Origin of the sequence: Pseudomonas chlororaphis (assembly GCF_001921865.1) — a bacterium.
GTDB lineage: Bacteria > Pseudomonadota > Gammaproteobacteria > Pseudomonadales > Pseudomonadaceae > Aquipseudomonas > Aquipseudomonas chlororaphis_D.
In genome coordinates this window covers 96,295-114,626 of sequence record NZ_MSCT01000019.1, presented here as the reverse complement: position 1 = coordinate 114,626, position 18,332 = coordinate 96,295, and the positions used below count along the sequence as shown (strand labels likewise).

18 protein-coding genes and 1 pseudogene are annotated in these 18,332 nt (G+C 63.4%); 11 read left to right on the top strand and 8 right to left on the bottom strand.

Features of this window, described 5'->3' with window-relative positions; translation table 11 throughout:
• Positions 1 to 47 precede the first annotated feature (47 nt).
• Complete coding sequence (locus BTN82_RS20630) at positions 48 to 797, top strand: sulfite exporter TauE/SafE family protein (protein WP_075120961.1); 750 nt, start codon at positions 48 to 50, stop codon at positions 795 to 797.
• On the opposite strand, the gene BTN82_RS20625 is transcribed toward BTN82_RS20630, so the two are convergent.
• Positions 787 to 1,641, bottom strand: coding sequence for a LysR substrate-binding domain-containing protein (locus BTN82_RS20625; protein WP_186828432.1), 855 nt, complete (start codon positions 1,639 to 1,641; stop codon positions 787 to 789). The two genes, BTN82_RS20630 and BTN82_RS20625, sit on opposite strands and share 11 nt — an antisense overlap.
• Positions 1,642 to 1,738: 97 nt before the next feature.
• Between BTN82_RS20625 and BTN82_RS20620 the strand changes: the two genes are divergently transcribed.
• Together BTN82_RS20620 and BTN82_RS20615 are read left to right on the top strand one after the other, a co-directional pair.
• Positions 1,739 to 1,960: a DUF1127 domain-containing protein gene (locus tag BTN82_RS20620; RefSeq protein ID WP_075121364.1), complete on the top strand. Its 222-nt coding sequence runs from the start codon at positions 1,739 to 1,741 to the stop codon at positions 1,958 to 1,960.
• Between the two features lie 64 nt (positions 1,961 to 2,024).
• The gene (locus BTN82_RS20615) at positions 2,025 to 3,236 is read left to right on the top strand and encodes a winged helix-turn-helix domain-containing protein (protein WP_075120959.1); all 1,212 of its coding nucleotides are present in this window, start codon (positions 2,025 to 2,027) and stop codon (positions 3,234 to 3,236) included.
• Between the two features lie 81 nt (positions 3,237 to 3,317).
• Here the strand turns inward: BTN82_RS20615 and BTN82_RS20610 are convergent, their stop codons facing one another.
• The gene (locus BTN82_RS20610) at positions 3,318 to 4,664 is read right to left on the bottom strand and encodes a class II 3-deoxy-7-phosphoheptulonate synthase (RefSeq protein WP_075120958.1); all 1,347 of its coding nucleotides are present in this window, start codon (positions 4,662 to 4,664) and stop codon (positions 3,318 to 3,320) included.
• A gap of 161 nt (positions 4,665 to 4,825) precedes the next feature.
• Between BTN82_RS20610 and BTN82_RS20605 the strand changes: the two genes are divergently transcribed.
• Complete coding sequence (locus BTN82_RS20605) at positions 4,826 to 5,581, top strand: spermidine synthase (RefSeq protein WP_075120957.1); 756 nt, start codon at positions 4,826 to 4,828, stop codon at positions 5,579 to 5,581.
• Between the two features lie 169 nt (positions 5,582 to 5,750).
• On the opposite strand, the gene BTN82_RS20600 is transcribed toward BTN82_RS20605, so the two are convergent.
• Together BTN82_RS20600 and BTN82_RS31620 are read right to left on the bottom strand one after the other, a co-directional pair.
• A complete protein-coding gene (locus tag BTN82_RS20600) occupies positions 5,751 to 6,542 on the bottom strand; it encodes a crotonase/enoyl-CoA hydratase family protein (RefSeq protein ID WP_075120956.1) in 792 nt (263 codons plus the stop codon).
• The gene (locus tag BTN82_RS31620; RefSeq protein WP_261793005.1) at positions 6,508 to 6,843 is read right to left on the bottom strand and encodes a hypothetical protein; all 336 of its coding nucleotides are present in this window, start codon (positions 6,841 to 6,843) and stop codon (positions 6,508 to 6,510) included. The genes BTN82_RS20600 and BTN82_RS31620 overlap by 35 nt, the downstream gene beginning before the upstream one ends.
• An 86-nt stretch (positions 6,844 to 6,929) precedes the next feature.
• Between BTN82_RS31620 and BTN82_RS20595 the strand changes: the two are divergent.
• Positions 6,930 to 8,637 (top strand): annotated as a pseudogene (locus tag BTN82_RS20595) (DEAD/DEAH box helicase).
• 197 nt (positions 8,638 to 8,834) lie between these two features.
• Here BTN82_RS20595 and BTN82_RS20590 read toward each other — a convergent pair.
• A complete protein-coding gene (locus BTN82_RS20590) occupies positions 8,835 to 9,602 on the bottom strand; it encodes a DODA-type extradiol aromatic ring-opening family dioxygenase (protein WP_075120954.1) in 768 nt (255 codons plus the stop codon).
• 101 nt (positions 9,603 to 9,703) lie between these two features.
• On the opposite strand from BTN82_RS20590, the gene BTN82_RS20585 reads away from it, so the two are divergent.
• On the top strand, positions 9,704 to 10,360 hold the full coding sequence (locus tag BTN82_RS20585; RefSeq protein WP_075120953.1) for a thiopurine S-methyltransferase: 657 nt from the start codon (positions 9,704 to 9,706) through the stop codon (positions 10,358 to 10,360).
• A gap of 70 nt (positions 10,361 to 10,430) precedes the next feature.
• Here the strand turns inward: BTN82_RS20585 and htpX are convergent, their stop codons facing one another.
• Entirely contained in the window at positions 10,431 to 11,318 is an 888-nt protein-coding gene (htpX, locus tag BTN82_RS20580; RefSeq protein ID WP_075120952.1) for a protease HtpX, read from the bottom strand.
• Between the two features lie 287 nt (positions 11,319 to 11,605).
• Entirely contained in the window at positions 11,606 to 12,817 is a 1,212-nt protein-coding gene (locus tag BTN82_RS20575) for a pyridoxal phosphate-dependent aminotransferase (protein WP_075120951.1), read from the bottom strand.
• Between the two features lie 224 nt (positions 12,818 to 13,041).
• Here BTN82_RS20575 and msrB point away from each other — a divergent pair, with 224 nt between their 5' ends.
• The 3 genes from msrB (at position 13,042) to BTN82_RS20560 (ending at position 14,487) form a co-directional block, all read left to right on the top strand.
• On the top strand, positions 13,042 to 13,434 hold the full coding sequence (msrB, locus tag BTN82_RS20570; RefSeq protein ID WP_075120950.1) for a peptide-methionine (R)-S-oxide reductase MsrB: 393 nt from the start codon (positions 13,042 to 13,044) through the stop codon (positions 13,432 to 13,434).
• A gap of 109 nt (positions 13,435 to 13,543) precedes the next feature.
• Positions 13,544 to 14,029: a glutathione peroxidase gene (locus BTN82_RS20565; protein ID WP_075120949.1), complete on the top strand. Its 486-nt coding sequence runs from the start codon at positions 13,544 to 13,546 to the stop codon at positions 14,027 to 14,029.
• Positions 14,026 to 14,487, top strand: a complete 462-nt coding sequence (locus BTN82_RS20560; RefSeq protein ID WP_075120948.1) for a MarR family winged helix-turn-helix transcriptional regulator — start codon at positions 14,026 to 14,028, stop codon at positions 14,485 to 14,487. The genes BTN82_RS20565 and BTN82_RS20560 overlap by 4 nt, the downstream gene beginning before the upstream one ends.
• On the opposite strand, the gene BTN82_RS20555 is transcribed toward BTN82_RS20560, so the two are convergent.
• A complete protein-coding gene (locus BTN82_RS20555; RefSeq protein ID WP_075120947.1) occupies positions 14,471 to 16,792 on the bottom strand; it encodes a response regulator in 2,322 nt (773 codons plus the stop codon). The genes BTN82_RS20560 and BTN82_RS20555 overlap by 17 nt on opposite strands.
• A gap of 164 nt (positions 16,793 to 16,956) precedes the next feature.
• Between BTN82_RS20555 and BTN82_RS20550 the strand changes: the two genes are divergently transcribed.
• On the top strand, positions 16,957 to 17,847 hold the full coding sequence (locus BTN82_RS20550; RefSeq protein ID WP_075120946.1) for an ATP-binding protein: 891 nt from the start codon (positions 16,957 to 16,959) through the stop codon (positions 17,845 to 17,847).
• The gene (locus BTN82_RS20545) at positions 17,844 to 18,326 is read left to right on the top strand and encodes a GAF domain-containing protein (protein WP_075120945.1); all 483 of its coding nucleotides are present in this window, start codon (positions 17,844 to 17,846) and stop codon (positions 18,324 to 18,326) included. Before BTN82_RS20550 ends, BTN82_RS20545 begins: the two co-directional genes overlap by 4 nt.
• Positions 18,327 to 18,332 lie beyond the last annotated feature (6 nt).

The window sequence follows — 18,332 nt, the reverse complement described above, 5'->3', positions numbered from 1 at the left end:
CAGGGTCGACTGCGTAGCATGCAAGGCCTGAGGCGAGGAGAACGGCTTTGATCGATTTAGCGATGTACCTGTTGTTGGGCGCGGTGTTGGGCACGGTGGGCGGCCTGTTCGGGATCGGCGGCGGACTGATCGCGATTCCGGTGCTGGGCGTGTTGTTCGGGCTGGACCAGCAGATCGCCCAGGGCACGGCGTTGGTGATGGTCGTGCCCAATGTGATGCTCGCGTTGTGGCGTTATCACCAGCGTAATCGGATCGAGGCCCGCCATGCGCTGCCGCTGGCCCTGATGGGTTTCTGCTTTGCCTGGCTCGGGTCGATCTGGGCGGTGGGCATCGATGCCCAGGTCATGCGGATCGGTTTCGTCGCGTTCCTGGTGGCGCTGTCCGCCTACAACCTGCTGCGCATGTTCCTGGCCACTGCCCCGGCATCGGCGCGGATGCGTTATCCCTGGCCCTGGCTCGGAGTCCTGGGGGCGGCTTCCGGGGCCATGGGCGGGTTGTTCGGCGTCGGCGGCGCGGTGGTCGCCACCCCGGTGCTGACCAGTGTGTTCGGCACCAGCCAGGTGGTGGCCCAGGGGTTGTCGCTGGCCTTGGCACTGCCCAGCACCGGGGTGACCCTGGTGACCTATGGCGTCCATCAAGAGGTGGACTGGATGATCGGCCTACCCCTGGCGGCGGGCGGTCTGCTGAGCATCAGTTGGGGGGTGAAAATCGCCCATGCGTTGCCCGAGCGGATGTTGCGCGGGCTGTTCTGCGGCTTCCTGGTGGTCTGTGCGGTGATGCTCGCCTTTAAAGTTTGAAGCCTTCGACGATGTGCTCGGCCAGGCATTCGGTGATGGGCGAGGGAGTGTTGAGGTTGCGCACCAGCATGATGCTGGCTTCGGGCAGCAAGGGCAGCTCTTCGGCGTCCCCCAGAATACGCAGGTCCGGAGTGATCAGGCTTTCCAGCTGCGCGGTGATCGCCAGTCCGGCGCTGACCACGGCCATCAGGGCGGACAGGCTGGAGCTGTTGTAGGCGATGCGATAGTCGCGGCCGGCGGCGTCCAGTGCATTGCAGGCCCACTGTCGGCAGAAGCAATCGCTGTTGAACATCGCCAGGGGGATGGGCGTCTGTTCGTGGGGGCAGAAGCCCTGGGCCTCGGCCCAGACGAAACGTTCCTTGCGCAACAGCTGGCCGATTTCGCTGCCCGGTTCGCGGGTGACGATGGACAGGTCCAGGTCCTGGCGCAATAGCAGTTGCTTGGACGATTCGCAGTGCACTTCGATCTGGATCAACGGATAGGCCTGGGCAAAGCGCGACAGGATCCCCGGCAGAAAACGCATCACGTAATCGTCCGGCGTACCGATGCGTACGGTGCCCACCATGTGCGGTTCGCGCAGGGTATTGAACACCTCGCTGTGCAGTTTCAGGATGCGCCGCGCATAGCCCAGCAGCACTTGGCCTTCGGCGGTCAGGCGCACCTGGCGCCCGTCGCGCTGGAACAGTTGGCGCTGCAGCACGTCTTCTTCGAGCCGCTTCATCTGCATGCTCACCGCGGACTGGGTACGGTTGACCTGCTCCCCGGCCTTGGTGAAACCGCCTTGGTCGGCGATGGCGACGAAGGTGCGCAGCACTTCGGTATCGATGCTTGGGTAGCTGGACAATTCATCAAACTCAGAGATGTATTGCATAAGAAACATTCGTTGGATTGATCTTAGTCCCAGGCGGAAACTTGAGCCATCCCCAACGGAGGACAAGATGATGAAAGGTCAAAAAGGTTATGTACTGGCTCACCGGTTCTCGTTTCACGGCTTTTCTTTTCGGCACCTGCTGCACAAGATCGCCCGCGGTTACGAGCTGCATCGCGAACGCGTCATGCTGGCCGGCATGAGCGACGAGGCGCTGAAGGATATCGGCCTCAGTCGCGCGGACGTGGAACGGGAAACCGTGCGGCCGTTCTGGGACGATCCGATGCATAAATGAGTGCCAAAGCGCTACACAAGCCACTTCTCCCTGAGGTAGTTTGCGGGCAGACAAGGAGATTCCCATGCCCGCAGAACTGTCCTTCTCCCTCAAGCAGGCTCGGCGTCTGGCGCTGGCCGCCCAAGGCTTTTCCGGGCGGGCGGCGCCAGCCACGATCAGGTCGGCGCAGGTCAATCGCCTGATCGAACGGTTGGGTGTATTGCAGATCGATTCGGTCAATGCGTTGGTGCGCTCGCACTACCTTCCGCTGTTTTCCCGCCTCGGCGGCTATCCCGCGCAATTGCTGGACCAGGCTGCCTGGAGTCAGGGGCGCCGACGCACGCTGTTTGAGTACTGGGGGCACGAAGCGTCGTTGCTGCCGCTGTCGCTGTACCCGCTGATGCGCTGGCGCATGCAGCGGGCCAGCCAGGGGCAGGGGATCTACCAGCAGCTGGCGCGTTTTGGCCAGGAGCAGCAAGCGACGATTCGCCGGGTATTGGCCGCGGTTGAGGAGCAGGGCGCCCTCGGCGCGGGCAGCCTGTCGACCCGGCAGGAGCGCGCCGGCCCCTGGTGGGACTGGAGCGCGGAGAAACATGCCCTGGAATGGCTGTTCGCCGCGGGCGAAGTGACGGTCGCCGGCCGGCGTGGGTTCGAGCGCCTGTACGACTTGCCGGAACGGGTCATCCCCGCGGACATCCTGTGCCAGCCGGTGCTCGGCGAGGCGGATGCCCAGCGCGATTTGCTGTTGCACGCCGCTGGTGCCCTGGGCGTCGCCACCGAAAAGGATCTGCGCGACTACTTTCGCCTGGCGCCGACGGACAGTCGGGCGCGCCTGGCGGAGTTGCTGGAGGACGGCCAGCTGCAAGCCTGCGCAGTGGCGGGCTGGAAGCAGCCGGCTTATTGCCTGCCTGAGGTGAAGGTGCCGCGCAGCGTACCGGCCAGCGCTTTGCTGTCACCCTTCGATTCGCTGGTCTGGGAGCGCAGCCGCACCGAGCGCCTGTTCGATTTCCACTACCGCCTGGAGATCTACACGCCGCAGCACAAGCGGGTGTACGGCTATTACGTGCTGCCGTTCCTGTATCGCGAGCGGATCGCCGCGCGGGTCGACTTGCGGGCGGAGCGCGCGCAGGGGCGCCTGGCGGTGCATGCCGTGCATGAAGAAGATCCGGGGCTGGACGAGCAGGGGATGCAGGCGCTGGCGGCCAGTTTGCGGCAGATGGCGGCGTGGTTGGGGCTGACGGACGTCCAGCTCAATTGTCCGAGGGCCAGTGCCCAGCGGTTGCGTGGCTTCCTTTAAATAGCATCGCGAGCAAGCTCGCTCCTACGGCGTCATGCGATCCCTGTAGGAGCGAGCTTGCTCGCGATAGCGGTCTGACAATCAGCGCTTGACCTGTTTCAAGGTCTCGGCAATCAGGAAGGCCAGCTCCAGCGACTGGTCGGCGTTCATCCGCGGGTCGCAATGGGTGTGGTAGCGATCCGACAGGCCGTCTTCGGTGATCGGCCGCGCGCCGCCGATGCATTCGGTGACGTTCTGCCCGGTCATTTCGATATGGATACCGCCGGCATAACTGCCCTCGGCCTGGTGGACCTGGAAGAACTGCTTCACCTCGTTGAGGATCTGCGCGAAGTCCCGGGTCTTGTAGCCGCTGCTGGCCTTGATGGTGTTGCCGTGCATCGGGTCGGAACTCCACAGCACTTTCTTGCCTTCGCCTTCCACGGCGCGGATCAGCTGCGGCAGATGGTCGCCGACCTTGTTCGCGCCCATGCGCACGATCAGGTTCAGGCGGCCCGGGTCGTTGTCCGGGTTGAGGATGTCGATCAGGCGGATCAGCTCCTCGGTGTTCATGCTTGGGCCGACCTTGACCCCGATCGGGTTGTTCACGCCGCGCAGGAACTCGACATGGGCGCCGTCGAGCTGGCGGGTACGGTCGCCGATCCACAGCATGTGCGCCGAGCAGTCGTAGTAGTCGTTGGTCAGGCTGTCGCGGCGTACGAAGGCTTCTTCATAGTTCAGCAGCAACGCTTCGTGGGCGGTGAAGAAGCTGGTTTCGCGCAGTTGCGGCGAGCTGTCCATGCCGCAGGCGCGCATGAAGGCCAGGGTTTCGTCGATACGGTCGGCCAACTGGCTGTACTTCTCGGCCAGGGCGGAGTTGGCGATGAAGTCCAGGTTCCACTTGTGCACCTGGTGCAGGTCGGCAAAACCGCCTTGGGCAAAGGCGCGCAGCAGGTTCAGGGTAGCGGTGGCCTGGTGATAGGACTGCAACAGGCGGTCCGGGTCCGGTACGCGGCTTTTCGCATCGAAGCCTATGCCGTTGACGATATCGCCGCGGTAGGCCGGCAGCGTCACGCCATCGATGGTTTCGTCGTTGGCCGAGCGCGGCTTGGCGAACTGCCCGGCCATGCGCCCGACCTTGACCACCGGGCAACCGGCGGCAAAGGTCATGACGATGGCCATTTGCAGCAAGACCTTGAAGGTGTCGCGGATCTTCGCCGCGGAGAACTCGGCGAAGCTCTCGGCGCAATCGCCGCCTTGCAGCAGAAAGGCGCGGCCCTGGGTGACTTCGGCAAACTGGCGGCGCAACTCCCGGGCTTCGCCGGCGAACACCAACGGCGGATAACCGGCCAGGGTCTGCTCGACCTGCAACAGATGCGCGGCGTCGGGGTAGGCGGGTTGTTGCTGGATCGGCAAGGCGCGCCAGCTGTCGGGGCTCCAGGGTTGGCTCATCGTGGACTCGGGTGTTTTTGAGGTCGGGCAGGCATGTTATCAGCAATTAGTGCGTGACCTGTTCCCGCCGGTTCGCGGACAATCGCGCCTTTCCCGCTCGGCGCCGAGCGGCCGGTTTATCGCGATGGCGAGCTTGAGCCCCGTCGCGGCTAGGAGAAGAGATGACTGAGGAGCGCGTCGAGCGTCTGCTCGCCGAAGTGCACGATGAGTTCGGCATGATCCGGGTGCTGGAAGTGGCCGATTACCGCTTCCTCGAATTTGGCGACGCCATCGAGCAGAGTTGCGTGTTCACCGCCGACCCGAGTTGGTTGGAGTACGACTACACCCGCGCCATGCTGATTGGTGCGCTGTGCCATGAGCAGCCCGAGAGCGCGCTGTTTCTCGGCCTGGGCGCCGGCACCCTGACCCAGGCCTGCCTCAAGTTCCTGCCATTGGAAGATGTCGAGGCCATCGAGCTGCGCCCGGACGTGCCGCGCCTGGCCATCGAGTACCTGGGGCTGGATGACGATCCGCGCCTTTATATCCGAGTGGGCGACGCACTCGAATTGCTGGACAGCGCGGAACCGGCGGACCTGATTTTCGTCGACCTGTACACCGACGTCGGGCCGGGCGTCGGGCACCTGGCCTGGGGGTTCCTGGAAAATTGCCAGAAGCGCCTCAATCCGGGCGGCTGGCTGGTGATCAACCAGTGGGCCACCGACGACGGCAAGCCGCTGGGCGCGGCCTTGCTGCGCGGGCTCTATCATCGGCATTACTGGGAGCTGCCGGTGAAGGAGGGCAATGTGATCCTGATCGTGCCGTCCGATCTGGATCAGGACCTGGACATGGCCGCCCTGAGCGCCCGGGCCGAGGCTCTGGCGCCGCGCCTGGGGTATTCGCTGCAATCGTTGATCAAGTGCCTGCGGCCTGCTACCTGAGCGGACGGCCGCTGCGCGGATCTTATGTAGGAGCGAGCTTGCTCGCGATAGGCCGCAGGCCGCTCCTGCCCATGTCACCCATCCCCAGGTAGATGCGACGTCTATATGACGAGTGCTGGCAGTCGATCGCGAGCAAGCTCGCTCCTACAGCGCTGATGCCCGACCCGGATCAATGCCCCTTGAACACCCCGGGCCGCTTCTCGATCATCGCCCGCACGCCTTCCTTGGCGTCTTCGCTGTTCAGCAGTTTTTTCACCAGCGGCGGCAGGCCCTGCGCCGCCGCACTTTCTCCTTCGAGTCGGGCCTGGCGGGCCGACATCAGGGTCGCCTGAACCCCCAGCGGCGCCTGGCGGGCGATCCGTTCGGCGAGGGCCAGGGCGCGGGGCAGCAAGTCTTCGCTGGCCATCACTTCCTGCACCAGTCCCAGGCGCAGGGCTTCATGGGCGTCGAACTCGTCGCCGGTCAGCAGCCAGCGCATGGCATTGCCCCAGCCGGCGATCCGATGCAAGCGCAGGGTGGCGCCGCCAAAGGGAAAGATCCCACGCTGCACTTCCAACTGGGCGAAGCGGGTATTGCTGGCGCACAGGTTGATGTCCGCGGCCAGCATCAGCTCGATACCGATGGTCAGGCAGTAGCCTTGCACGGCGACTATCACCGGCTTGCTGACCCGCGGCCCGGCGAAGACACCCCAGGGATCGCAGCCGCCGGGCGGCGCCTGCCAGCCCTCGGCGAGCTTGGCGCCGACATTGGCCAGGTCCAGCCCGGCGGTGAAATGTTCGCCGTGGCCGAACACCACGGCGACCCGCGCCTCGCTGTTGGCCTCGAACTCGCCGTAGGCCAGGCTGAGCTGATCGAGCAATTCGAGATCGAAGGCGTTGCGCTTGGCGACCCGATCCAGGCCGATGAGGAAGACATGACCACGCTGTTCACGACTGACGCGACTGCAACTGGGCTGACTCATGGGGTATTTCCTCGGACGGCGAAGAATGTCTCGGACCGACGGTGTCGATCGGCAAGGTGAAACGTTTAAGCGTCATCCCCCGACAGGAGCGGGCCTGTGCAAAATAGACCTTTGCCGGATGATCCGCAAAGCCTGTGACAACTAGGCGTTCAGCGGGTTTTTCCGATAAAAAAAACTCCCTTTTTTTGCTAATTCCGGTATAGTGCGCGCCGGCCTTTAACCGGGCCTCGTTTAGGTGATGCAATTCCCCGAAGTCAGCTTCGGCTGCTTGTCCGCTGCGCGGACTATCCTTGACGTTCATTTCTTTCAATCGTTTTCGCAAATCCCCGCCGACAAAGCTGCCAGGGTGACTCTTCGAGTCTTTCACGGCATGCGCAGCTTTGAAGCATGGGTCTTTGCGGATGCACTTAGAGGCAGACCCATGACCCAGGAAATCGGCGGCTTCGCCGCTCTTGAACTTCATCCCAATATTGTCGCTGCAGTAGTCGCTACCGGCTATGAAGAGCCTTCGGCCATTCAGCAGCAGTCGATCCCGATCATCCTCGCCGGTCACGATATGATTGGCCAGGCGCAAACCGGTACCGGTAAAACCGCTGCCTTTGCCCTGCCTATCCTGCACCGCATTGATCCGTCCAAGCGCGAGCCGCAAGCTCTGATCCTGGCCCCAACCCGTGAGTTGGCGCTGCAAGTTGCAACCGCTTTCGAAACCTACGCCAAGCAAATGCCGGGCGTAACTGTTGTGGCTGTCTACGGCGGTGCGCCGATGGGCCCACAACTGAAAGCAATCCGGAATGGCGCACAGATCGTTGTCGCTACCCCGGGCCGTCTGTGCGACCACCTGCGTCGCGACGAAAAAGTCCTGGCCACCGTGAACCACCTGGTTCTCGACGAAGCCGACGAGATGCTCAAGCTGGGCTTCATGGATGACCTGGAAGTCATCTTCAAGGCCATGCCGGAAAGCCGCCAGACCGTACTGTTCTCGGCCACCCTGCCGCAGTCGATCCGCGCGATCGCCGAGCGTCACCTGAAGGACCCGAAACACGTCAAGATCCAGAGCAAGACCCAGACCGTCACCGCGATCGAACAGGCTCACCTGTTGGTTCACGCCGACCAGAAGACTTCTGCCGTTCTCAGCCTGCTGGAAGTGGAAGATTTCGACGCCCTGATCATGTTCGTGCGCACCAAGCAAGCCACCCTGGACCTGGCCAGTGCCCTGGAAGCCAAAGGCTACAAAGCCGCTGCGCTGAACGGCGACATTGCCCAGAACCAGCGTGAGCGCGTGATCGACTCCCTCAAGGATGGCCGCCTGGACATCGTTGTGGCGACCGACGTTGCCGCCCGTGGCCTGGACGTACCGCGCATCACCCACGTATTCAACGTGGACATGCCGTACGACCCGGAATCCTACGTGCACCGTATCGGCCGTACTGGCCGTGCCGGTCGCGAAGGCCGCGCGCTGCTGCTGGTGACTCCGCGCGAGCGCCGCATGCTGCAAGTGATCGAGCGCGTGACCGGGCAGAAAGTTGCCGAGGTTCGCCTGCCGGACGCTCAAGCCGTTCTCGATGCCCGCATCAAGAAGCTGACCAACAGCCTGTCGCCGCTGGTGGCTGATGCCGAATCGACCCATGGCGATCTGCTGGACCGCCTGACCGCCGATATCGGTTGCAGCCCGCGTGCCCTGGCCGCGGCCCTGCTGCGCAAGGCCACCAATGGCCAGGCGCTGAACCTGGCGGCAATCGAGAAAGAGCGTCCGTTGGTGCCTAACAGCGCTCCGCGTGGTGATCGTCCTGAGCGTTCCGGCGACCGTCCTGACCGTGGCGACCGCGAGCGTCGCGCGCCGATGCCTCTGGCTGAAGGTCGTGCCCGTTGCCGCACCGCGCTGGGCGCGCGTGACGGTATCGCCGCGAAGAACCTGCTGGGCGCGATCCTCAACGAAGGCGGCCTGGCCCGCGAAGCTATCGGCCGCATCCAGGTGCGCGACAGCTTCAGCCTGGTCGAGCTGCCGGAGGAAGGTCTGGAGCGTCTGCTGACCAAACTGAAGGACACTCGTGTTGCCGGCAAACAGCTGAAGCTGCGTCGCTACCGCGAGGACTGATCGGCGCTGAGCTGATTGGTTGAATGAAAAATCCCCGCCTGGTGCGGGGATTTTTTTTGCCTGGCGTTCGGGGTGTTGTGGAAGCAGGCTCGTGGCGGACCGGGGAACGCCATCGCGAGCAAGCTCGCTCCTACAGGTACAGCATCGTCTTTGCAGGAGCGAGCTTGCATCGCGATGCGCCTGTCAGGCGGAACAGCTCAGTCGAAGCGATAGATATCCATGCCCAGCGCGCCCATGGTGAAACCCTGGTGGGCGATGCTGAAGTCGCCGCCTGCTCCACGGGCGAAATACAGAGGCAACAGGTGTTCGTCGCTGGGGTGGCTGCGGACCGCATTCGGCGCCTGGCGGCGGTAATCGTGCAGGGCGGCTTCATCGTTGGTGGCGAGTTTTTCGATCATCCAGTCGCGGAAGGCCCTGGCCCAGGGTTCGACGCTTTCCGGGCCGGCGCGCCAGTCCAGTTCCCGCAGGTTATGGGTAATGCTGCCCGAGCCGATCAGCAACACGCCGTGTTGCCGCAGGCTGGACAGGGCGTGCCCGACCTGGGTCTGCAAGGCCGGACCCAGGCGGCTGGGAAGGGAAACCTGGACGATTGGAATGTCGGCTTGTGGATACATCAGCGACAGCGGCACCCAGACCCCGTGGTCGAACGGGCGTTGGTCGTCCAGCTGGGCCGGCAAACCGTCGGCCCTGAGCAATTGCGCGACCTGTTCCGCCAGCTCGGGCTGGCCGGGGGCCGGGTATTGCACGGCGAACAGCGCTGCGGGGAAGCCGCCGAAATCGTGCCAGGTTTGCGGTTGCGGGCTGCTGCTGACTCGCAGATCCTGGCTTTCCCAGTGGGCCGAGACCACCACGATAGCCTTGGGCCGTGGCAGCTCGGCCGCCAGTCGTGCGAGAGCCGGGCCGCTGGCACCGGGTTCCAGCGCAAGCATCGGCGATCCATGGGAGATAAACAGGCTAGGGAGCATGAATAGGGTCCTGAGCGTTAAGATGCGCCATCTTCAATCAGATCATCGATCTAAATCTAATATAAGTTCTTGTGGTTTTTGATCGAATTTCAGGGTGATTTATGCAGCCGGAATTTTGGCACAAGCGGTGGGAGCAGAATCAGATCGGCTTCCATTTGTCCGAGGTGAATCCCTATTTACAACGCTACTGGCCGCAGCTGGGGCTGGCGCAGGGGGCCAGGGTACTGGTCCCGCTGTGCGGCAAGAGCCTGGACCTGGCCTGGCTGGCAAGCCAGGGGCATCAGGTGCTGGGGATCGAGTTGTCGGAGAGGGCGGTCGAGGACTTTTTCAGCGAGCAGCAACTGCAGCCGCAAGTCAGCCAGCGAGGCGCCTTCAAGGCCTACCGGTACGGCCCGATCGAGCTCTGGTGCGGCGATTTTTTTGCCCTGGAGGCCGCGGATGTGGTCGATTGCGGGGCGTTGTACGACCGTGCGGCGTTGATCGCCTTGCCTGCGGAAATGCGCGAACGATATACCGCGCATTTGCTGTCGATCCTGCCGCAGGGCTGCCAGGGGCTGCTGATCACCCTGGATTACGACCAGGCGCTGATGGCCGGTCCGCCCTTCGCGGTGCTCGACGACGAGGTCCAGGCTTTGCTCGGCAAGCGCTGGCAGTTACGGGTGGAGGAGGAGAGGGACATCCTTGGCGAAAGCTGGAAGTTCCTCCAGGGCGGCGTTACCCGTCTTGAGGAGCGGGTCTATCGTTTGCAGGAACGCTGAGAGGCGACCTGTTGCCAGGCAATGAAAAAGGGCGACTTGCGTCGCCCTTTTTTGTGTTTCGCCCGGGTTATCAGCCGCGACGACGCAGTGCGTCGATGCGCTCTTCCAGCGGCGGGTGGCTCATGAACATGCGAGCCAGGCCTTGTTTGAGGCCGCCGTTGATGCCGAAGGCGTTCAGGGTGTCGGGCATGTGCACCGGCAGGCCCTGTTCCGAGCGCAGGCGTTGCAGGGCGCCGATCATCGCCGCGGTACCGGCCAGTTGCGCGCCGGCTTCGTCGGCACGGAATTCGCGCTTGCGCGAGAACCACATGACGATGCCGCTGGCCAGGAAGCCCAGGACCAGTTCGGCGAAGATGGTCGCGATGTAGTAGGCGATGCCCTGGCCTTCTTCGTTCTTGAAAATCACCTTGTCGACGAAGTTACCGATGATGCGGGCGAAGAACATCACGAAGGTGTTCACCACGCCCTGGACCAGCGCCAGGGTGACCATGTCGCCGTTGGCGACGTGGCCGATCTCGTGGGCCAGCACGGCCTTCACTTCATCGGGCGAGAAACGCTCGAGCAAACCCTGGCTGACCGCGACCAGCGCGTCGTTCTTGTTCCAGCCGGTGGCGAAGGCGTTGGCCTCGTAGGCTGGGAAAATACCGACTTCGGGCATCTTGATCCCGGCTTCGCGGGACAGTTGCTCGACGGTTTGCAGCAGCCACTGCTCATGACGAGTGCGAGGCTGGGTAATGATCTGGGTGCTGGTGCTCATTTTCGCCATCCACTTGGAGATGAACAGCGAGAACAGGGAACCGGCGAAACCAAAGACCGCACAGAAAACCAGCAGCTGATTGAGGTTGAGATCAACCCCGTTGGCCGCCATGAACCCGTTGAAGCCGAAAAGGCTCAGGGTGATGCTGGCAATCAGCACGACCGCCAGGTTAGTGGCCAAGAACAGCAGGATGCGCATCATGGTTGTAGAAATCTCCTCATGCTAAAGATGTAGCGTTCTGCGGGGTATATAAGGTGCGGCACTGGCCTATTCAACCGGGTGACTATTTCAAACTGTGTCCTGCAGGCCGATTTCAGACGCTTGCATGAGCTTTCTGTCGCAGGTCGCAAAGGGTGGTTGGCGCTTCAGGGGCGGGTGGTCGCGAGCGCAGTTGCCAAGATACAGAAGGGATGGCGTAGCCGGGAGTGCAGATGTGTTGCTGAATTAATCGCCGTGCGACCGGAAGCGGTCGCACGGCGTTGCAAGGCTTACTGGCGATACGACTTGAGGAAGCTGCCGATCCGGCCGATGGCCTGTTCCAGGTCGTCCACCCGCGGCAGGGTCACCACCCGGAAATGGTCGGGCCATGGCCAGTTGAAGGCGGTGCCTTGAACCACCAGCAGTTTCTCCGAGAGCAGCAGGTCCAGGACGAACTTCTCGTCGTTGTGGATCGGGCAGACCTTCGGGTCGATTTTCGGGAAGGCGTACAGCGCGCCCATGGGTTTGACGCAACTGACGCCGGGAATGTCGTTGAGCAGTTCCCAGGTGCGGTTGCGCTGTTCCAGCAGGCGGCCCGGCGGCAGTATCAGGTCGTTGATGCTCTGGTAGCCGCCCAGCGCCGTTTGAATGGCGTGCTGGCTCGGCACGTTGGCGCACAGGCGCATGTTGGCCAGCATGTCGATGCCTTCGATGTAGCTCTGGGCATGGTGTTTCGGACCGGAAATCGCCACCCAGCCAGAACGGAAACCGGCCACGCGGTAGGACTTGGACAGGCCGTTGAAGGTCAGGCACAGCAGGTCCGGCGCCAGGGAGGCGGTGCAGACATGCACGGCATCGTCGTAGAGGATCTTGTCGTAGATCTCGTCGGAGAACACCACCAGGTTGTGCTGGCGGGCCAGTTCGAGCATCTCCAGCAACACTGCCTTGGGGTACACCGCGCCGGTCGGGTTGTTCGGGTTGATGATCACCAGGGCCTTGGTGTTCGGGGTGATCTTGGCCTTGATGTCGGCGATGTCCGGCCACCAGTTGGCCTGCTCGTCGCATAGGTAGTGCACCGGGTTACCGCCGGCCAGGCTCACGGCGGCGGTCCACAGCGGATAGTCCGGGGCCGGCACCAGGACTTCGTCGCCGTTGTTGAGCAGGGCCTGCATGGCCATGACGATCAGTTCGGAAACGCCGTTGCCCAGGTAGATGTCTTCGATGCCGACGCCTTCGACCTGCTTCTGCTGGTAGTACTGCATGACGGCCTTGCGCGCGCTGAACAGGCCCTTGGAGTCGCTGTAGCCCTGTGCGGTCGGCAGGTTGCGGATCACGTCCTGGAGGATTTCGTCCGGCGCTTCGAAACCAAAAGGCGCCGGGTTGCCGATGTTCAGCTTGAGGATGCGATGGCCTTCCTCTTCCAGGCGTTTGGCGTGCTTGAGCACTGGGCCGCGAATGTCGTAGCAGACGTTGGCGAGCTTGTTCGATTTGCTGACCTGCATGGCGATGTGTTCCCGAAAATGAACGATCCAGACGATGGGTGAGCTACCGTACTGGGAATCCTGCGTTTGCACACAGGCCTGAAGCCAGTGTTCGCGGCGGCAAAATCCGTTTGAACGCGCGTAACACGGCTGCCAGACTGGCGTCTAACGAGGCGCAATCATACGTGCCGTCCGATCCGTGGAAAAGATACAGATCGGGCTTTTTCAGTTGCAGAGGAAGGACCATGGAAAAGCTGGAAAAAACCCTCGAAGAATGGCGTGCCATGCTCGATCCGGAGCAGTACAACGTCTGCCGCCTCAAAGGCACCGAGCGGCCGTTCTCGGGTAAGTACAACGCCACCAAGACCGACGGCGTGTATCACTGCATTTGCTGCAACGAACCGCTGTTCGACTCCAGGGCCAAGTTCGATTCCGGCTGCGGCTGGCCGAGTTTCTACGAGCCGATCGGCGAGAGCGCGATGGTCGAGATCCGCGACCTGAGCCACGGTATGATTCGCACCGAAGTGGTCTGCGCCAAGTGCGATGCCCACCTGGGGCATGTATTCCCGGACGGGCCGCCGCCGACCGGCTTGCGTTATTGCATCAACTCGGTGTGCCTGGACCTGGTCCCGCGCTGATCGCGGCAGCCGTCAGAAGCGATTTTTCGAAATCGCTTTTCGATCAATTAAATTGCACACAATTTAATTGATCGCTATTTTGTCGCTTTCCATCCTTGGAGTCCGCGCCATGAGTGACACATTGCTGAACATTCCGTGTACCACCATCAAGGGCGAGCAGAAGACCCTGGCTGACTTCGCCGGCAAGGCGGTGCTGGTGGTCAATACCGCGAGCAAGTGCGGTTTCACCCCGCAGTACAAGGGCCTGGAAGAACTGTGGCAGCGCTACAAGGACCAGGGCCTGGTGGTGTTGGGCTTTCCCTGCAACCAGTTCGGCAAGCAGGAGCCGGGCAACGAAGGAGCGATTTCCGAGTTCTGCGAGTTGAACTACGGCGTCAGCTTCCCGCTGTTCAAGAAGATCGAGGTCAATGGCGCTGAAGCGCATCCGCTGTTCGTACAGCTGAAAAAACGCGCGCCGGGGGTCTTGGGTTCCCAGGGCATCAAGTGGAACTTCACCAAGTTCCTGATCGGCAAGGACGGCACGCTGGTCAAGCGGTTCGCCCCGGCCACCAAGCCCCAGGACCTGAGCCGCGAGATCGAAGCCCTGCTCAAATGACCGGCTTGTCCGAGGACGCGCTGAAACTCGACAGCCAGCTGTGCTTCAAGCTCTACGCCGCTTCGCGGGCCGTGGTGCGCGGCTACAAGCCGATGCTCGACCAGTTGGGGCTGACGTACCCGCAGTACCTGGCGATGCTGGTGCTCTGGGAATGGCAGGCCACGCCGCCCGAGTTGCCGACGGTCAAGGCGCTGGGGGAGCGCCTGGCGCTGGATTCCGGGACCCTGACGCCGCTGCTCAAGCGCCTCGAGCAGTTGCAACTGGTGCAGCGTCAGCGTTCGTCGCGCGACGAGCGCGAGGTGCACCTGAGCCTGAGCGCGGCCGGCCTGGCCTTGCGCGACCGGGTGCCGCCGCTCAAGGCGGCGCTGCTGTGTGAAAGCGGGGTCGATCTCGACAGCCTGAGCGAACTGCGCAATGGCCTGGACCGCCTGCTGGCCCAGGTCAAAGCGCTGTCGTAGTCGGCACCCAGAGGTCCAGCAGGGCAATCAGCTCTTCGCGGCGGAAGGGCTTGGCCAGGTAGTCGTTCATGCCCGCGGCGCGGCAGCGCTCGCGTTCCTCGGGCATGGCGTTGGCGGTCAGGGCGACGATCGGCAGGTCCGGCCAGCGACCGCTGCGACGGATCTGCCGGCTGGCCTCGTAGCCGTCCATGACCGGCATGTTGCAATCCATCAGGACCAGGTCGAAATGCTGGTGCTCCAGCAGGTCGAGGGCTTCAGCTCCCTGTGAGGCGACCGCCACCTCGCAGCCCAGCTTGCTCAGCATGCCTTTGGCCACCAGTTGGTTCACCGGGTTGTCTTCCACCAGCAGGATGTGGGCGCGGCGCAGAGGTGCCAGGGTTTCCAACTGGGCCTCGTTGATCACCGCGGTCTCGGCCAGCAAGGCGCGGCGCAGGGTCTGGTACAGGGCGTTGCGCGCCAACGGTCGCGCCTGTTGTTGCAGCGGCGCCAGGGCGCCGGCTTCCTCACTGGGCAGGAAACTGCCATAGGCGGTCACCAGCAGGATCGGCGCGCCGATGGTCGGGCGCAGGCCGAACAGGCATTCCGGGCAGTCGGTGATCAGCAGGTCCGGCTGGAGCCCGATCAGCGAGTCGTCGATATCGCACCGCCGATAGTCGAGCCCCCAGAACGGCAATTGCACGCTCAACAGTTCGGCCAGGCCGCTGCCCTCGGAGGTGATGGCCAGCACCTGGCCGTGCAGCGCCGCCGGTGTGCTGGCGGGGGTGTGGCAGGGCAGCGGCAGGTCGGCGCAGAACTGGCTGCCAAAGCCGACTTCCGAACTGATGCTCAGGCGCCCCTGCATGGCTTCGCAGAGGTTGTAGGTCAGCGCCAGGCCCAGGCCGGTACCACCGTACTGGCGAGTGATCCCGGCACCGGCCTGGGTATAGGGCTGGAAGATCTTCACCTGGGCCTCGGGGGCGATGCCGATACCGGTGTCGCAGACTTCGATCCTGACCCCGTTGTCGAGGGTCCGCAGGCGCACATCGACGCGGCCGAAGCGGGTGAACTTGAGGGCATTGGACAGCAGGTTGCTGACAATCTGCCGGACCCGCGTCGGGTCGCCGAGCACCAGCGCCGGGAACTGCGGTTCGATCAGGCAGGCCAGTTCGACGCTCGGCGCCGCGTTCTGCGACAGCAGGTTGGCGGTGTCTTCCACCAGCACCCCGAGGTCGAACGGGATGCGCTCCAGCTCCAATTGGCCGGCGTCGAACTTGGACATGTCGAGAACGTCGTTGAGCAGTTCCACCAGCACTTTGCCGGAGTCGTGGGCGATCGACAGCTGCTGGCGTTGCTCGGCGTTCAGCGGGCTGTCCAGCGACAGGGCGATCATGCCCAGCAGGCCGTTGAGCGGGGTGCGGATCTCATGGCTCATGTTGGCCAGGAAAGCGGCGCGGGCCTGGGCCATGTCGAGGGCGGTCCGACGGGCGATTTCCAGTTCTTCGTTGGACTGGCTCAACCGGTCGTTGATCGCCTTGAGTTCGGTGGTGCGCGCCGAGACGATGTTCTCCAGCTGGCCCAGGTAATCGGTCAGGCGGTTTTCCGCATTGCGCCGCTGCTGGATCTCGGTGGCCATGTTGTCGAACTGCTGGTTGGCGACCTTGACCAGCACGCCGATCTCGTCCTGCTCGTGTCCGGGCGGGAAGTCCAGCCGCGCCTGGTCGGGGCTGCGCGGATCGCGGCCGCTGAGTTCGCGGATGACCCCGACCAGGGGTTTGGTCAGCATCACGTAGAACAGCACCAGGAGCAGCCCGGTAAGAATCAGGCTGCGCATGAAACCGTTGATCAGGGTGACTTCGGCGCGGCGCAGAAAGCGGCTGCCGAACGCATAGGTATCGACTTCCAGGTGCAGCACGCCGAGGGATTCCGCGGGCAGGTGGTCGAGGTACAAGCGGTCCTGGAACTCCCGTTTGGCGCCGAACAGGTAGTCGCTGAGCATTCGGTAGGAGCTTTGCTGGGCGGGGCGGGTGACGTTGGCCAGCAGGGTGTCGTTGTTGTCCACCAGCCGGGCGCGGATGATCGCCGGCGAGCGCAGTAGGCCGAGGGTCAGTTCCTGGGCGAGTTCGGCGTCGATGTTGTAGGCGATGCGCGAGGCCGGGTTGTGGCTGATTTCCAGGAGGGCATTGATTTCCCGGTTGATGGAGGCGTCTTCACTGGCATAATCGATGCCGATCTGCAGCAGACTGAGCGCCGTCCCCAGGACAAAACCGACCAGCACAGTGAGCCTGGCTTGCTTGTAAGACAGGCGGTTGGTGAACTTGATGTCCATGGGGTGTTGAACCAATTTCCGTTTCCCTTCGCTGGGCAAGCATAGCTGATCATCAGTGTGCGCCGGCAGGGCCCGGTGCCGTTCGCTTGCGGTCGACCCGGCATGCGCGAGGTCGTTGGGTCTGCGTGCGCCATCATTACTGTGAACCTGCCCGAGGAAAAGTCGTGGATTCTCGATTGAATGCTTTTCTTGAGCGCGCCGATGCGGTTCTGGCGCGTATCGAGCCGTTGTTGCCCGCGCCGCGACAAACCATCGACTGGAGCCGCTGCCTGGCTGCGCGCTGGCAGCGCGAAGGCCGCAGCGGTTTCCTGCTGCCCCTGGAAGTCAGTCTGGAGATGCGCTTGTCGGACCTGATCGGGGTCGACAACCAGCGTCAACAACTGGGGCGCAATACCCAGCAGTTTATCGACGGCCTGCCGGCCAACCACGCCCTGCTGTGGGGTTCGCGCGGCACCGGCAAATCGTCGCTGGTGCGCGCCTTGCTGGCCGAGCATGCCGGGCAGGGCCTGCGCCTGATCGAAATCGAGCGCGATCACCTGGCCGACCTGCCGCGGGTGGTGGAGCAACTGAGCAAGTTGCCGCAACGGTTCGTGCTGTTCTGCGACGATCTGTCGTTCGAGTCGGGCGAGGGCGACTACCGGGTACTCAAGAGCGTGCTCGACGGCTCGCTGGAGCAGGCGCCGGACAACGTGCTGCTGTACGCCACGTCCAACCGTCGGCACCTGGTGCCGGAAAAGGAAAGCGACAACGAGAACTGGAAACGGGTCGATGGCGAGCTGCACCCCAGCGAGGCGGTGGAAGACAAGATTGCCCTGTCGGACCGCTTCGGCCTGTGGCTGTCGTTCTATCCCTTCACCCAGGAGCACTACCTGAACGTGGTCGAGCACTGGATCGGCGAGTTGGGCCGCAAGGCCGGCCTGCAATGGCAGCGCGACGACGCCCTGGATATTCTCGCCGTGCGCTGGGCCACCGGCCGCGGCAACCGCAATGGCCGCTGTGCCTATCAGTTCGCCCGCTACTGGGTCGGGTTGCAGTTGTTGGAGCAAAAAGCATGATCGATCTGCAGAACACTGGCACCGGCCTGGACGGCTATGCCTTGCTGTGCGCGCAGTTGGAATCGCTGCTGGCCGACGAGCGCGACTTCATCGCCAACGCTGCACAGTTCTCGGCGTTTCTCTTCAATCAGCTGGACGATTTGAACTGGGCCGGCTTTTATCTCAACCGCAACGAAGAGCTGGTGCTTGGGCCGTTCCAGGGCCAGATCGCCTGCGTGCGGATCGCCTTCGGTCGCGGAGTGTGCGGCGCGGCCGCGGCCAGCCGGCAGACCCAGCGGGTCGAGGATGTGCACGCGTTTCCGGGACATATCGCCTGCGACAGCGCTTCCAACAGCGAACTGGTGGTGCCCCTGGTCAAGGACGACCGGCTGATTGGCGTGCTGGATCTGGACAGCCCGAAACTGTCCCGTTTCACCGCCGAGGACCAGGCTGGCATCGAGCGCCTGGCGGCGATCTTCCTGCGCCTGAGCGATTGCTGAAGCCTG